This window comes from Leptolyngbya sp. PL-A3 (assembly GCF_039962325.1).
Taxonomy (GTDB): Bacteria; Cyanobacteriota; Cyanobacteriia; order Elainellales; family Elainellaceae; genus Vacuolonema.
Genome location: NZ_JAMPLB010000015.1, coordinates 118,235 through 131,813 on the forward strand (window position 1 = coordinate 118,235; position 13,579 = coordinate 131,813).

General features: G+C 52.4%; 18 protein-coding genes. 5 read left to right on the plus strand and 13 right to left on the minus strand.

Going from position 1 to position 13,579, the window contains the following annotated elements:
* Nucleotides 1-14: 14 nt before the first annotated feature.
* The 13 genes from rplE to rplC all read right to left on the minus strand — a co-directional run bounded on the left by rplE (nucleotide 15) and on the right by rplC (nucleotide 6,418).
* Nucleotides 15-557 carry a 50S ribosomal protein L5 gene (gene rplE / locus NDI52_RS13725; protein ID WP_190770997.1) on the minus strand — a complete coding sequence of 181 codons (543 nt, stop codon included), beginning with the start codon at nucleotides 555-557 and terminating at the stop codon, nucleotides 15-17.
* 46 nt (nucleotides 558-603) lie between these two features.
* Complete coding sequence (gene rplX / locus NDI52_RS13730) at nucleotides 604-951, minus strand: 50S ribosomal protein L24 (protein ID WP_190770996.1); 348 nt, start codon at nucleotides 949-951, stop codon at nucleotides 604-606.
* A complete protein-coding gene (gene rplN / locus NDI52_RS13735) occupies nucleotides 951-1,316 on the minus strand; it encodes a 50S ribosomal protein L14 (RefSeq protein ID WP_190770995.1) in 366 nt (121 codons plus the stop codon). Before rplN ends, rplX begins: the two co-directional genes overlap by 1 nt.
* An 18-nt stretch (nucleotides 1,317-1,334) precedes the next feature.
* Nucleotides 1,335-1,586: a 30S ribosomal protein S17 gene (rpsQ, locus tag NDI52_RS13740; protein WP_190770994.1), complete on the minus strand. Its 252-nt coding sequence runs from the start codon at nucleotides 1,584-1,586 to the stop codon at nucleotides 1,335-1,337.
* Between the two features lie 6 nt (nucleotides 1,587-1,592).
* A complete protein-coding gene (rpmC, locus tag NDI52_RS13745; protein WP_190770993.1) occupies nucleotides 1,593-1,820 on the minus strand; it encodes a 50S ribosomal protein L29 in 228 nt (75 codons plus the stop codon).
* 3 nt (nucleotides 1,821-1,823) lie between these two features.
* On the minus strand, nucleotides 1,824-2,243 hold the full coding sequence (gene rplP, locus NDI52_RS13750; RefSeq protein ID WP_190770992.1) for a 50S ribosomal protein L16: 420 nt from the start codon (nucleotides 2,241-2,243) through the stop codon (nucleotides 1,824-1,826).
* Between the two features lie 46 nt (nucleotides 2,244-2,289).
* On the minus strand, nucleotides 2,290-3,045 hold the full coding sequence (rpsC, locus tag NDI52_RS13755) for a 30S ribosomal protein S3 (protein ID WP_190770991.1): 756 nt from the start codon (nucleotides 3,043-3,045) through the stop codon (nucleotides 2,290-2,292).
* A 51-nt stretch (nucleotides 3,046-3,096) separates the two neighbouring features.
* Nucleotides 3,097-3,462 (minus strand): 50S ribosomal protein L22, encoded by a 366-nt coding sequence (gene rplV, locus NDI52_RS13760; protein ID WP_190770990.1) that lies wholly within the window; start codon nucleotides 3,460-3,462, stop codon nucleotides 3,097-3,099.
* Between the two features lie 19 nt (nucleotides 3,463-3,481).
* Nucleotides 3,482-3,760, minus strand: coding sequence for a 30S ribosomal protein S19 (gene rpsS / locus NDI52_RS13765; RefSeq protein ID WP_190770989.1), 279 nt, complete (start codon nucleotides 3,758-3,760; stop codon nucleotides 3,482-3,484).
* Between the two features lie 75 nt (nucleotides 3,761-3,835).
* The gene (gene rplB / locus NDI52_RS13770) at nucleotides 3,836-4,699 is read right to left on the minus strand and encodes a 50S ribosomal protein L2 (protein ID WP_190770988.1); all 864 of its coding nucleotides are present in this window, start codon (nucleotides 4,697-4,699) and stop codon (nucleotides 3,836-3,838) included.
* A gap of 78 nt (nucleotides 4,700-4,777) precedes the next feature.
* Entirely contained in the window at nucleotides 4,778-5,080 is a 303-nt protein-coding gene (locus NDI52_RS13775; protein WP_190770987.1) for a 50S ribosomal protein L23, read from the minus strand.
* Nucleotides 5,067-5,705, minus strand: a complete 639-nt coding sequence (rplD, locus tag NDI52_RS13780) for a 50S ribosomal protein L4 (RefSeq protein WP_190770986.1) — start codon at nucleotides 5,703-5,705, stop codon at nucleotides 5,067-5,069. Before rplD ends, NDI52_RS13775 begins: the two co-directional genes overlap by 14 nt.
* 71 nt (nucleotides 5,706-5,776) lie before the next feature.
* Nucleotides 5,777-6,418 (minus strand): 50S ribosomal protein L3, encoded by a 642-nt coding sequence (gene rplC / locus NDI52_RS13785; protein ID WP_190770985.1) that lies wholly within the window; start codon nucleotides 6,416-6,418, stop codon nucleotides 5,777-5,779.
* 578 nt (nucleotides 6,419-6,996) lie between these two features.
* On the opposite strand from rplC, the gene NDI52_RS13790 reads away from it, so the two are divergent.
* The 5 genes from NDI52_RS13790 to NDI52_RS13810 all read left to right on the plus strand — a co-directional run bounded on the left by NDI52_RS13790 (nucleotide 6,997) and on the right by NDI52_RS13810 (nucleotide 13,529).
* A complete protein-coding gene (locus tag NDI52_RS13790; protein ID WP_190770984.1) occupies nucleotides 6,997-7,473 on the plus strand; it encodes an NAD(P)H-quinone oxidoreductase subunit N in 477 nt (158 codons plus the stop codon).
* Nucleotides 7,474-7,557: 84 nt separating this feature from the next.
* Nucleotides 7,558-8,922 (plus strand): circadian clock protein LdpA, encoded by a 1,365-nt coding sequence (locus tag NDI52_RS13795; RefSeq protein ID WP_190770983.1) that lies wholly within the window; start codon nucleotides 7,558-7,560, stop codon nucleotides 8,920-8,922.
* A 159-nt stretch (nucleotides 8,923-9,081) separates the two neighbouring features.
* Nucleotides 9,082-10,917 carry a R3H domain-containing nucleic acid-binding protein gene (locus NDI52_RS13800; protein WP_190771039.1) on the plus strand — a complete coding sequence of 612 codons (1,836 nt, stop codon included), beginning with the start codon at nucleotides 9,082-9,084 and terminating at the stop codon, nucleotides 10,915-10,917.
* Nucleotides 10,918-11,224: 307 nt separating this feature from the next.
* Nucleotides 11,225-12,823, plus strand: coding sequence for a methionine--tRNA ligase (gene metG / locus NDI52_RS13805; protein ID WP_190770982.1), 1,599 nt, complete (start codon nucleotides 11,225-11,227; stop codon nucleotides 12,821-12,823).
* Between the two features lie 103 nt (nucleotides 12,824-12,926).
* Entirely contained in the window at nucleotides 12,927-13,529 is a 603-nt protein-coding gene (locus NDI52_RS13810; RefSeq protein ID WP_190770981.1) for an NYN domain-containing protein, read from the plus strand.
* Nucleotides 13,530-13,579 lie beyond the last annotated feature (50 nt).

Consider the following 13,579-nt stretch of genomic DNA (forward strand, 5'->3'; position numbering starts at 1 on the left):
TTTGTCGAAATGCCTCAGTTATCGCGGAAGGGCATCCCCAGTTCCTTGAGCAGCGCGCGACCTTCCTCATCGGTGGTTGCGGTGGTGATGATGGAAATATCCATGCCTCGAATCTGGTCAATGCTGTCGTACTCGATTTCCGGGAAGATGAGTTGTTCCCGCAGCCCCAGGGTGTAGTTACCACGACCATCAAAGCTCTTGGGGCTAATACCACGGAAATCTCGAATACGCGGCAGAACCAGATTCACCAGACGATCCAAGAATGCATACATGCGATCGGAACGCAGGGTGACCATGATACCAACAGGCATTCCCTGGCGAATTTTGAAACCGGCGATCGCCTTCTTTGCCCGAGTCACCACAGGGCGTTGACCCGTAATCACAGCTATCTCATTAAGAGAAGCTTCCAGCGCCTTCGCGTTCTGAGCCGCTTCTCCAAGACCCCGGTTTACGGTGATTTTGATAACCTTGGGGACCTGGTGAATATTGGTGTACTGAAACTGTTCCATCAGTTTCGGCACTACCGTCTCTTGATATGTTTCTTTCAGCTTTGCCATCTCTGTCTCCTGTTAGGGTTCTGGGCTTGGTCAGAACCACTGAAGTCTATTTATCGAGCACTTCGCCAGTCTTTTTCAGCATCCGTACTTTGCGACCTTCAGAGTTGAAGGTGTAACAAACCCGGCTGGCAACCTTCTGCTTGGTCGAGTACAGCATCACTTTGGAGCTGTGGATGGGCCCTTCAAAGGTTTGAATCTGACCTGACTCGCCTTCTTGCTGAGGCTTGACGTGGCGGGTTTTCACATTTACGCCCTGGACGACTACTTTGCTCGTTTCGGGATAAACCTTGGTAACTTCGCCGATTTTGCCTTTCTCTTTACCGGAGATGACCTGAACGGTGTCTCCCTTCTTGACATGCATTTTGAATTTCCGCTTGGGAGTCGCTAAGGACATCAGAGCACCTCCGGAGCCAGTGAAACGATCTTGGTAAAGTTCTTGTCACGCAGTTCCCGAGCAACTGGCCCGAATACGCGTGTGCCTTTGGGGTTACCGTCGGCATTGATGATAACGGCGGCGTTGTCATCGAAGCGAATGCTCATACCGCTATCTCGACGGAGCCCTTTGCGGGTGCGCACGACAACAGCACGAACCACATCAGACTTCTTCACACCCATGTTGGGCAGGGCATCTTTTACAACGGCGATGATGACATCACCGACCCCGGCGTAACGGCGGTTACCACCCAGAACCCGAATGCACATCAGCTTACGGGCACCGCTGTTATCAGCCACATTGAGGTAAGTTTCTTGTTGAATCACGGTTCACCTCGTGTTGCGTTAGGATTCTGCGGTTTGGGTCAAAATATCAACCACCGTCCAGCGCTTCGTGCGGCTCAGGGGACGGGTTTCACGAATACGGACGCGATCGCCCGATTTGCATTGATTTTCCTCGTCATGCACCTTATATCGCTTGGTTCGCACCATAATCTTGCGATATTTTGGGTGAGGAGCTCGGTTTTCGACCGCTACGACAACCGTCTTGTCCATTTTGTCGCTGACAACGACACCAACCCTCTCTTTTACTGCCATTGCACCTTACTCCTTGCCTGACTCAGTGGCCTGTGCTGCCAACTGGCGCTCCCGCTCAACCGTCATCAACTGGGCCAGACGATGGCGCGTTTGCTTGAACAGGTGGGGTTTCTCAAGGCGACGGGTCGCCTTTTGGAAGCGCAAGTCGAACAGTGTCTTTTTAGCTTCCAGAACCTGATCGCTCAGTTCCTGATCGCTCAAATCTCGAATATCTGCAATCTTAGGAAGAGGCATTGTTTAGGACTCCTCCGCTTCACGCGTAATGAACTTGGTCTTAATCGGCAGCTTGTAAGATGCTAAGCGCATCGCTTCCCGTGCAGTCGCTTCCGGTACCCCGCCGATCTCAAACAAGATTCGACCAGGTTTTACAACAGCAACCCAAAACTCAGGGTTACCTTTACCAGAACCCATCCGGGTTTCCGCAGGGCGCATAGTAACAGGCTTGTCAGGGAAAATACGAATCCAGATTTTTCCACCCCGACGAATGTAACGGGTCATCGCACGACGACTAGCTTCAATTTGTCGGGAGGTAATCCAGGAGGGTTCTAATGCTTGTAGTGCAAAATCACCGAAGTTCAGGTCACTACCACGGGTTGCCTGTCCCCGCATCCGGCCCCGATGTTGTTTGCGAAATTTTGTTCTTCTTGGACTTAACATCTCTCACTACCTTGACTTGGGATCGATATCCAATGGATTCAGGGCCTTAACCTTCGTTGGAACGGTCTTCAAACTGCTGACGACGGCGCTGTTGCTGACGGCGGCGGGGTTGAGTACTGGGAGCAGACTGAGTCGTGTCTTCCTGACCGGGGATAATTTCACCCTTGAAGACCCAAACTTTAATCCCCAGAATTCCGTAGATAGTTTGAGCGGTGCGATAGTGATAATCAATATCCGCGCGCAGGGTGTGGAGAGGTACTTTACCTTCGCGGGTGTACTCCGTCCGAGCAATTTCAGCACCGTTCAAACGACCGCTGACCTGAATCTTGATTCCCTGAACACCAGCACGCTGTGCCCGTTGAATTGCCTGACGAACCACACGACGGAAGGAAACCCGACGCTCCAGCTGCTGCTGCACATACTCGGCAATCAGAGCAGCGTCCGCGTCAACTTTCTGCACTTCGACCACGTTGACACGAATCTTACGCTCGCTGTTACCCAGGGATTTTTGAAGCCCTTCACGGAGCTTTTCAATCCCTTCACCACCACGGCCTACGACCACACCGGGACGGGCTGTATGAACTTCCAGATCCACTTGATCGGCTTTGCGCTCAATCCGAATCTGAGAGATGCTGGGGTTTTCCAGGCTCTTGAGTTTTAGAGGGTTGCTCTGGAAGAACTTGCGGATTTCATGGTCTTCCTGAAGCAGTTTTGAATAGGTATTGGAATCGGCAAACCAGCGAGAGCGGTGCTCTTGCGTGATGCCAAGGCGAAAGCCAACTGGATGTATCTTCTGTCCCACGGTGCGTCCCCTAGTTGATTGTCAGAGATAGCGAGTGATGAATGAGGCTCATTATTCGTCGTCAGCAGCAGGTGCAACAGCGATCGTAATGTGGCAAGTCGGCTTGCGGATTTGGTAAGCCCGACCTTGAGCACGAGGGCGGAAGCGCTTCAGCACCGGACCCATATCGGCATAAGCCTGAGTGATCACCAGATCTGCTGGGGTATAACCCTCGTTGTGCTCAGCATTGGCGACCGCAGAACGGAGCACTTTCAGAATGGGTTCGCACGCACGGTAGGGCATGAACTCCAGAATGATCAGTGCTTCCCGGTAGGAGCGACCGCGAATTTGATCCAGCACGCGCCGCACTTTGAACGGGGACATGCGGATGTAACGGGCGATCGCCTTAACATCTTTACCAGTGGTTGTGACAGCCATCGTTTTCTCCTAGATCCCCTTATCGGCGTGCTTTTTTATCGCTCTTGGCGTGTCCCCGGAAAGTACGGGTCGGGGCGAATTCGCCCAACTTGTGACCCACCATTTGTTCTGTCACATACACTGGCACATGCTGACGACCGTTATGAACAGCGATGGTGTGGCCAATCATTTGAGGCAGGATGGTAGAGGCCCGAGACCAGGTCTTGATTACCTGCTTTTCGTTCTTGGCATTCAGCACTTCGACTTTTTTCAGCAGGTGATCGGCAACAAATGGGCCTTTCTTGAGAGAGCGAGCCATAGGTCTAAACCTTGAAATTTTGAATTCTTGAGGGTCGTAGTCTTAAACGTGAGCGAACAATGAGAAGCCGAAGCCTTAGGCCTCCCGTCCACCCCGTCCCCGCTTCGATGCGCGACGACGGCGACGAACAATGAGGGAATTGGAAGCTTTTTTCTTCTTGCGGGTCTTCATACCCAGCGCTGGCTTACCCCAGGGAGTTACAGGGCCAGAGCGACCGATGGGTGCCCGTCCCTCACCACCACCATGGGGGTGATCCACAGGGTTCATTACGCTACCACGTACTTCTGGACGACGGCCCTTCCAACGGGTACGGCCCGCTTTACCCAGGCTGATGTTACGAGCATCAGCGTTGCCCACCTGACCGATTGTGGCGTAGCAATCCTTACGAATCATGCGAACTTCCGTAGAAGGCAGACGCAAGGTTACATAGTTACCCTCTTTCGCCACAATTTGAGCGGAAGTACCCGCCGCGCGCACAATTTGACCACCCCGACCGGGAACCAATTCAACATTATGAACCTGGGTACCCAGAGGCATGTTGCCCAAAGGCAGTGCATTACCGACTTCAAAGGGAGCATCAGGACCAGCGGTGACAATGGTGCCGATAGCCAAGTTGGCGGGGTGAAGGATATAACGCTTCTCACCATCCTGATAAAAGAGCAGGGCAATCCGGGCGTTACGGTTGGGGTCGTACTCAACTGCAACAACTTTGGCGGGGATGTTGCGCTTGTCGCGGCGGAAATCAATGATGCGATAGAGCCGCTTGTGGCCACCGCCCCGGTGACGGGTAGTAATTACCCCACGATTATTGCGACCCTTGACCCGGTGAATAGAAACAACCAGGGACTTCTCAGGCTCAGACTTCGTAATCTCCGCGAAGTCAGATACTGAGCGTTCGCGAGTTGCCGGTGTATATGGTCGGTAAGAACGAATACCCATGATTTACTCTCGGTTACGGTTCCAAACGGCGATCGCCATCAAATGTACAAATACTCAATCAACGCAAATCTCGAAGCCTTAAACCTCGGGGAAGAGACCGATGGAATTGCCCTCAGCCAAAGTAATGATGGCACGCTTATAGGTTGGCTTATGCCCCTGGAAGCGACCTACCCGCCGTTGCTTACGAGGAGGGTTTTGGGTATTGACATCGGTTACCTTCACATCAAAGAGTGCTTCAATCGCAGCTTTGATTTCAGGCTTGGTGGCTTTAGGAGCAACTTCAAAGATGTACTTGTTCTGCTCCAGTAGCATGGTGGCCTTTTCGTTGATGAGAGGACGGCGCACCAAATCAATCAGATCGCGGGTATCAAGCTTCGTCACCGTACACCTCCTTAACCATTTCGAGAGCGGAGGCCGTCACGACAACGCGGTCAGCCGCCAGCAAATCATAGACATTCAAGTTGTTGGCCGAGATCAGACGCAGGTTTTCGACGTTACGAGCGGAGAGATAAACGGTATCGCTCCGTTCTGAGACAATCAGCAACACCTTCTCGTCCTTTTCGACACCCCAGCGGGACAGAGCTGTCGTCAACTCTTTGGTCTTAGGACGAGACAGCTCAGAGGTGAAGTCCTGCACCACAATCATGTCTTCAGAGCGACCCTGAAACGCGGTACGGAGAGCCAGACGACGCTCCTTGCGGTTCATCTTGACGGAGTAATCCCGAGGCTTAGGGCCAAAGATGACACCGCCACCCCGCCACAGGGGAGAACGAATCGAACCGGCACGAGCACGACCCGTACCCTTTTGTCTCCAAGGCTTGCGGCCACCCCCACTGACTTCAGCACGGGTCTTGGTGCTGGCATTTCCCTGACGTGCATTGGCCAATTGGCGAACCATGGCGCGGTGCACGATGTGAGCAGCGTTTTCTTCTTTAGCAACTTTCAGGTCAAGGGTGGCGGTTCCAGACTCTTCACCCTGCCAGTTTTTGACTTTGCATTCAACCATGATCTTTATTCCTAACCCCTCCAAACCGGCGGCAACGGAGCGGCCACCTCAGGACTAATGCTCAACAACCCTTACTTCGACCGTCCAACCACTTTGGCGGGGACAATACTGACCAGAGCACCCGGCTTACCCGGCACTGCTCCTTTTACGAGCAACAGATTGCGCTCACTATCTACCCGCACAATGGTCAACTTGCGAACTGTGGTACGAGTACCGCCCAAACGACCTGCCATCCGCTTACCGGGATAAACACGTCCGGGGGTTGTCCCAGCGCCCGTCGAACCGGGGAGGCGGTGGTTCTTAGAACCGTGAGCCATCGGACCTCGCTTGAAGTTGTGGCGCTTTTGATAACCTGCAAAGCCCCGACCGATGCTGGTGCCAACGACATCCACCACCTGATTGGGAGAAAACATCTCAACATTAATCTCCTGACCCAGCGTGTAATCACCTGTAGCATCGAGGCGATACTCTTGCAGGTGCCGCACGGGCTCAGACTCGGACTTAGCCAAATGCCCCAGTTCGGGCTTGCTCAGAGCTTTTTGAGCTACAGCGCCAAAGCCCACCTGAATCGCAGAATAGCCATCTGTTTCCACGGTCTTGACCTGAGTCACCCGGCAGGGGCCAGCCTGCACAATCGTGACCGGAACCGCTTTTCCGGACTCATCAAAAATCTGGGTCATACCCAGCTTGGTGCCTAGTATTCCGACTGACACGGTGACACGTCTCCCTTAGTCAACACACCGAAAAAAGCTGAACCGACGATTCAGCTCATGAAATGCTAGCAGCACAATGTCTGCCAACAAACTCGAAACCAATCTATCCAACGAACCAGTGGACAAATGGACGCAGAGCAACTCTGCAAAACCTCAGGCAAACCGAGACAGAATCCTAACTCTGAGGACTCTGTAACAGCGGATGGTCGAACTCTGCCTGCTTTTCACCAGGACTTGAGCAGATCGCCCACTCAGTATCCTTACGGACTTATCACCCTTCTACCGAAGTCTCGGAGTCGTCCCGAGAAGTTCGGAAGTCCGTTTGGCGACAATATAACAGTGTAGCTGAACGGTAAGTGCTTGTCTACTAAAAATTTGTTTTTTGCTAGACAGCCGTTGATACGAGAATTGGATACGTCATGTACCCGTTTCTTACGATAGCAGCAATAAAGGACTTCTATATATAAAGTGGGTTGATGCAGCCGTCAGGAATGATAGGATGCGATCGCAAGTGCAAAGCGCAGAGAGCGCCACACTAGGCCCAGGTATTAAGGACGCAGCTTACTCGGGAGATCGCTATGGCTCTGATTGTGACGGGAAAAACGTTTATCCGAGACTTAGAACAGAACGGGGCTCTGGGAGTCTATGTTCCTCTGGAGGGTGGCTATGAAGGCCGCTACCAGCGTCGGGTTCGGGCCGCAGGTTATAAGGTTGAGACGCTATCATCTCGTGGATTAGGAGATTTAGCCTCGTATTTATTGCAAGTACACGGTGTACGTCCGCCCCATCTGGGTAAGAAGAATTTGGAGCGGGAAGGTGCTGTGGGTTATCGCTACTATGTTCCGCCCATTGCGACTTATCACATAGATACTCTACCGGCAAAATCGAAAGGGCTGGTATTGTGGCTGCTCGAGGGTAACATCTTATCTCAGCAAGAGTTGGAGTTTTTGACTTCGCTGCCTACTACCGATTCCCGGATTAAGGTGATTGTGGAGATGGGGGGCGATCGCCAAGTGAGTTGGAAGCCACTGAAAACTCTACTTGCTGCTGCCTGACCTGATCCCACGCCGGATTAGGGAGGAATGCGGTACACTAGCGGTAGATTACGATCCCACCCAGCTAATTAATTCCGTAACGGAGTGAGTCTACTCGACGCCAGGGTATCTGATTCTATTCACCCCCTCCGATCCCTAGATGAAGGGCATTGGTTTAAGCTGATCTGCGGTGCTAGCTTTCAATCTCTTCCGGATGTGCGGAATCTTGCGCTGGCTTATGCGCTGGTAGGTGCAGATTGTGTGGATGTTGCCGCTGACCCAGCAGTGGTGGCGGCAGCCCGAGAAGGATTACAGGTGGCGCGTGCCTGGAAACAGAAGTTAGGCGTGGAGCCCTGGGTTCAGGGCTCCCCTTGGCTTATGGTGAGTTTGAATGATGGGGAGGATCCCCATTTTCGAAAAGCAGCCTTTGACCCAGCTTTTTGCCCGTCGGATTGCAATCGTCCTTGTGAAACAATTTGTCCTGCTCACGCAATCGTATTTGAGGGGCAGGCAGATGGGTTTCAGGGGGTTTTGAATGAGCGCTGTTACGGCTGCGGTCGGTGCTTACCCATATGCCCAGTTCAGCACATTGGAGCACATTCCTACGTGTCTTCGCCAGATACCATAGCGGCCCAGGTGTTGCCGCTGGTTGATGCGGTGGAGATTCACACGCAGGTAGGGCGGTTGGAAGATTTTGAGCGGTTATGGCGGGCGATCGAACCATTCAGTCAGGGATTGCGGGCGATCGCCGTCAGTTGTCCTGACGGTGGGGGGCTTGTTGATTATCTATGGGCTATTCACACATTAATCTCACCGTCGGGCTGCCCGATAATTTGGCAGACGGACGGTAGACCGATGAGCGGTGATATTGGAAAAGGAGTTACCCATGCCGCCATCAAATTGGGTCAAAAAGTTCTAGCCATAGGCCTACCCGGATATGTGCAATTGGCGGGAGGGACAAACCTCTACACAGTTCCGAAACTAAAGGAATTAGGGTTGCTGCGAGCCAGACGGGTGCCAGAAGCACAACACCAGACGCACACAGACCAGTTCTATCAACCACGTGACACGATTAGCGGGGTTGCCTACGGTAGTGCAGCGCGAGTATTACTGACCCCGGTATTGGAGCAACTTGAAGAGCGAGCCAAGGCTGTCCCACAGTCTGCTTCTATTTCGTTAGCATCAAACAGTGTGGCTAGCGAAGGAAGCCAGCACTCCTCTCTGTCATCCAAGAACCACGAATCTTTAATTGAGGCTGCTGTTGTTGGGAGTACAACGGTGAAGGTCTCCAACCCTGAATTTCCATCTCAGCAGCTTGAGGCCTTTCCCGAGCTGCTTCAGCAAGCAATACAACTGGCCTCATCCCTTGTGAGGCCACTGAAAGAGGTTTCTCCTCTTCCTTCTACGTCTCATCAGAGCCATGATTGCTACAATCCTGCCGCCCACGTTATCCGGACTGGGCCTGATTGATCTGACCGTTACCCCGTGGCCCGGTTCCCTGCCGTCAGGGGTTTCACCGCACTCTACCGTGGACATCCATTAGCTGAATTACTCATGACGTTTCAACCTCGTCCGTTAGTTCATCAGCCCGATCAATCCAAGTCTTCCAGCGAAGTACAAGCAGCTGAAATGGCTGTTCAGCCACTGCAGATTACTGACGATCTCGACAAATTATTAGCGATTCTGCCAGAGCCGATTCGTCAGCGTCTCGACGAGCATCCGCAGCGCAGCATTTTAGTGGAAGTGGTCATGGATTTAGGACGGCTTCCCGAAGCTCGGTTCCCCGACAAAAGCGAGTATTTGTCTGAGGTGCCGATCACGCGGGAGGATTTGCAATTTAGCGTTGACAAAGTCGGGCTCTTTAGTGGCGATAATCGGGCGGGTATTGAGCGTACCCTGCATCGAATTAGCGCGATGCGGAACCGCAGCGGAGATATTATCGGCCTGACCTGCCGGGTCGGGCGCGCAGTATTTGGCACCATCGGGATGATCCGCGACCTGGTGGAGACTGGAAAATCGATCTTAATGCTGGGCCGTCCGGGGGTTGGGAAAACGACGGCTCTACGGGAAATCGCTCGAATTCTGGCCGACGAGCTGGGCAAGCGAGTCGTTATTATTGACACCTCCAATGAGATTGCGGGGGATGGAGATATTCCTCACCCAGCGATCGGTCGGGCCCGACGGATGCAGGTGGCGCGACCCGAGTTGCAGCATCAGGTGATGATTGAGGCCGTGGAAAACCATATGCCAGAGGTCATCATTATTGACGAGATTGGAACCGAGTTGGAGGCACAGGCCGCCCGCACGATCGCCGAACGAGGTGTGCAACTGGTAGGTACTGCTCACGGAAACCGCATCGAAAACCTGATGAAGAACCCAACCCTCTCGGATTTAGTGGGGGGTATTCAGTCCGTGACGCTAGGTGACGAGGAAGCACGCCGTCGGGGCAGCCAGAAGAGCGTGCTGGAGAGAAAGGCCCCACCTACGTTCGATATTGCAATCGAAATGCTAGAACGGCAGAGCTGGGTCGTGCATGAGGATGTCTCAGTCACCATCGATATGCTGCTGCGGGGACGGCAACCTGGATTCCAAGTACGGACCGTGATGGATTCAGGTGAGGTTCGCATTACTCAGGAGAATCCAGAGACGGATCGCAATCGGATTCGTAGTTTGCCATTAGGTTCTGGGGCATTAACCGGGCGACCAGAACCGTCGAGGCCAGGACCGAGCGGTTGGCGGTCTTCAGGACAAATGACTCCGGCTCCTTTAACATCCCAGCCTCGGTTGGATGGGGAGTCCCGCTGGGAGAGTCGGACAGAGCGTACAGAACGTGTACCATTGAGTCCGGTTCACTCGGACTTTGAGATGCTGCTGGATGAATCCATGCAGGACAACACTGTGATGTTCAACCCCGATAGTGCGTTCGGTCAGATTCCGACCACCGGGCCGAATGGAGAGGAGTTGCCACTGCATGTGTATCCTTACGCAGTAAGCCGATACCAGTTGGAGCAGGTGATTCAGACAATGAATTTGCCTGTGGTGGTGACAAAGGATCTGGATGAAGCGGATGTGGTGTTGGCATTGCGATCGCACATCAAAAACCACTCCAAATTGCGTCACCTGGCTAAAACTCGGCAGCTCTCCATCTACACCATCAAAGCCAACACGGTACCCCAAATCATTCGTGGGCTTCAGCGCATGTTGCGGATGGATGAAGAGGAAGAGAGCGATGCCCTGAACCTGAACCTGTTTTCGCGAACTGGAGATGAGGATGAGCTAGAAGCGTTGGAAGAAGCGCGTCTGGCCGTTGAGCAGATTGTAATTCCGAAAGGACAACCGGTAGAATTGCTGCCGCGCTCGGCCAAGGTGCGGAAAATGCAGCATGAGTTGGTTGAACACTACCGACTTAAGTCGTCCAGCTTTGGGGAAGAGCCCAACCGCCGCCTTCGGATTTATCCAGCGTAGGTCTGGCAAGCCCAAATCCCAATCATCGAGTGTAACGGCTTCGTTACATTCTTCTTTTCAAACCCCGCAGTCTTTTGGCTGTGGGGTTTTCAGTTGAAGCATTGTAAACCCCTTGTATTACGCAATAATCAGGCTTTTCTTCATGTTTAGACTGAGAAGCACCGTAAACGCACGGAGAGCGTTCTAGAACACACTCCGTGACTTTGCTGTCATGAATTTCTGCAATGCAGTTAGATTAGTAAAATAATTGAGCCCATTTTGCACAGCGATCGCCCTTTTGGCGGATTGCACGCCTATCGAGTGCTCCATGAATCCTTCTTTAGAAAATATCTCTGCATCCACTCCCTTCGCCATTACGACGCCCCTGTACTACGTCAATGACGTACCCCATATTGGCAGCGCGTACACGACTATCGCTGCCGATGTTGCGGCACGCTATCAACGACTTCAAGGACGCCCAACCCTGATGATTACAGGGACAGATGAACACGGGCAGAAGATTCAGCGTACAGCGGAAGAGAAGGGGCGATCGCCCCAAGAGCACTGTGATCTGATTGTGGAAGGGTTTGAATCCCTTTGGAAAATCCTTGATATTCGCTTGGATCGCTTTATTCGTACTACCAGCTCACGACATGAGGCCATCGTCAAGGAATTTTTCCAGCGGTGTTGGGAACGGGGTGATATCTACCTGGGCCAACAGCAGGGTTGGTATTGTGTCGCCTGTGAAGAGTACAAGGAAGAGCGTGACTTAATCGAAGGCCACCGCTGCGCAATTCACACCAATCGGGAAGCCGAGTGGCGAGATGAAGCCAACTACTTTTTCAAGCTGTCGGCTTACCAAGAGAAATTAGAAACCCTGTACCGGGAGCGGCCTGATTTCATTCAGCCCGAGATTCGCCGCAACGAAGTCTTGAGCTTTGTCGGACAGGGGCTGCAAGATTTTTCCATTTCGCGGGTGAACTTGAATTGGGGTATTCCGTTACCAACCGATCCGAAACATACACTTTATGTTTGGTTTGACGCGTTGCTGGGCTATGTGACAGCCCTGCTAGAGCCTGACGACGAGCCAACGTTAGAGAATGCGTTGGCACGGTGGTGGCCGATTAATACCCACTTGATTGGCAAAGATATTCTGCGCTTTCATGCCGTGTACTGGCCTGCCATGCTGATGTCGGCAGGTGTGTCTGTACCCAATCGCGTCTTCGGCCACGGATTCCTCACAAAGGACGGGCAAAAGATGGGGAAGAGCCTCGGAAATACAATCGACCCCATTGATTTGGTGAAACGTTATGGTTCTGATGCCGTACGGTATTACTTCATGAAAGAGATTGAGCTGGGGCGAGATGGTGACTTTAACGAGACCCGGTTCATCAATATCTTGAATGCTGATCTGGCAAATGATCTGGGGAACTTGCTGAACCGAACGTTGAAATTGGCCCATAAGTATTGCGATCGCGCTGTTCCTCCGGTTGAGGGAGAGGCGATCGCTGCAAATGATGGGCTAAAATCTCTAGGTATCAGTCTTGTGGCAGATGTCCACCGCCACTATGGTCAGTTGGCTTTTAGTCAAGCCTGCGAACCGATTCTTGCCATGGTGCGAGCGGGCAATAAGTATGTTGACGAACAGGCTCCCTGGTCTCTCTACAAACAGGGCCAAACTGAAAAGGCTGCGACAGTTTTGTATAGCGTGCTGGAAACTGTCCGACTAGCCGCTTACTTGCTCTCCCCAATCGTTCCGAATTTAAGTACCCGTATCTACCAACAACTAGGTTACGACGTTGATTTTAACGGTTCTTCAGATTCCTTAGCATCCTTGCAACATCATGCAAACTGGGGAGTTTTGGCCGGGAGTCAACCCTTACGAGATCCTGAACCTGTTTTTCAGCGCTTAGAGCTTCCAGCCTGAGCTTTTGCCATTGTTTCGTCTCCTAAATCCCACTCCAAACACTGTTTTGCCCATGCGACGATGGAGACAATAATTCCTTACTTCATAACAAACGAGGATAATAATGTTCAATCACATAGATAGTGACGCGGTGTTCACGCCCGAGCAGGTTTTAGAGAACCGAGGGCGTGTCGCCATCTTTATCGATGGATCGAATTTGTTCTATGCAGCATTGCAACTGGGGATCGAAATTGATTACACCAAACTGCTCTGCCGCTTAACCGCTGGTTCTCGATTACTACGGTCCTTCTTCTATACAGGGGTCGATCGTACCAATGAAAAGCAACAAGGCTTTTTACTCTGGATGCGACGCAACGGGTATCGGGTCATTTCCAAAGACCTGGTGCAGTTGCCGGATGGTTCGAAGAAAGCCAATCTGGATGTAGAAATTGCCGTCGATATGATGGCTCTGGTGGGGGCGTACGATACGGCTGTTTTAGTAAGCGGGGATGGAGACCTGGCTTATGCTGTTGACGCCGTCAGCTACCGTGGTGTTCGGGTCGAGGTTGTCAGCTTACGCTCTATGACAAGTGACAGCCTCATCAATGTTGCGGATCGCTACATTGACCTGGAAAACATCAAGGAAGACATCATGAAGACTCCACGACAGAGCTATACCTATCGACCCCTGTCGGGGATCACGGTAGAAGATCCTGAGACTCCATGAGTTATGGCTGTGTTCAGTTTCATTGCGACAAAAGAGGAGTGGGGGGCAGC

Coding starts and splice junctions, on each gene's coding strand:
- rplE (WP_190770997.1), bottom strand. CDS start 557: ATGGCAAAGCTGAAAGAAACATATCAAGAGACGGTAGTGCCGAAACTG.
- rplX (WP_190770996.1), bottom strand. CDS start 951: ATGTCCTTAGCGACTCCCAAGCGGAAATTCAAAATGCATGTCAAGAAG.
- rpsQ (WP_190770994.1), bottom strand. CDS start 1,586: ATGGCAGTAAAAGAGAGGGTTGGTGTCGTTGTCAGCGACAAAATGGAC.
- rpmC (WP_190770993.1), bottom strand. CDS start 1,820: ATGCCTCTTCCTAAGATTGCAGATATTCGAGATTTGAGCGATCAGGAA.
- rplP (WP_190770992.1), bottom strand. CDS start 2,243: ATGTTAAGTCCAAGAAGAACAAAATTTCGCAAACAACATCGGGGCCGG.
- rplV (WP_190770990.1), bottom strand. CDS start 3,462: ATGGCTGTCACAACCACTGGTAAAGATGTTAAGGCGATCGCCCGTTAC.
- rpsS (WP_190770989.1), bottom strand. CDS start 3,760: ATGGCTCGCTCTCTCAAGAAAGGCCCATTTGTTGCCGATCACCTGCTG.
- rplB (WP_190770988.1), bottom strand. CDS start 4,699: ATGGGTATTCGTTCTTACCGACCATATACACCGGCAACTCGCGAACGC.
- rplD (WP_190770986.1), bottom strand. CDS start 5,705: ATGGTTGAATGCAAAGTCAAAAACTGGCAGGGTGAAGAGTCTGGAACC.
- NDI52_RS13790 (WP_190770984.1), top strand. CDS start 6,997: ATGGCTCTGATTGTGACGGGAAAAACGTTTATCCGAGACTTAGAACAG.
- NDI52_RS13800 (WP_190771039.1), top strand. CDS start 9,082: ATGGCTGTTCAGCCACTGCAGATTACTGACGATCTCGACAAATTATTA.
- metG (WP_190770982.1), top strand. CDS start 11,225: ATGAATCCTTCTTTAGAAAATATCTCTGCATCCACTCCCTTCGCCATT.
- NDI52_RS13810 (WP_190770981.1), top strand. CDS start 12,927: ATGTTCAATCACATAGATAGTGACGCGGTGTTCACGCCCGAGCAGGTT.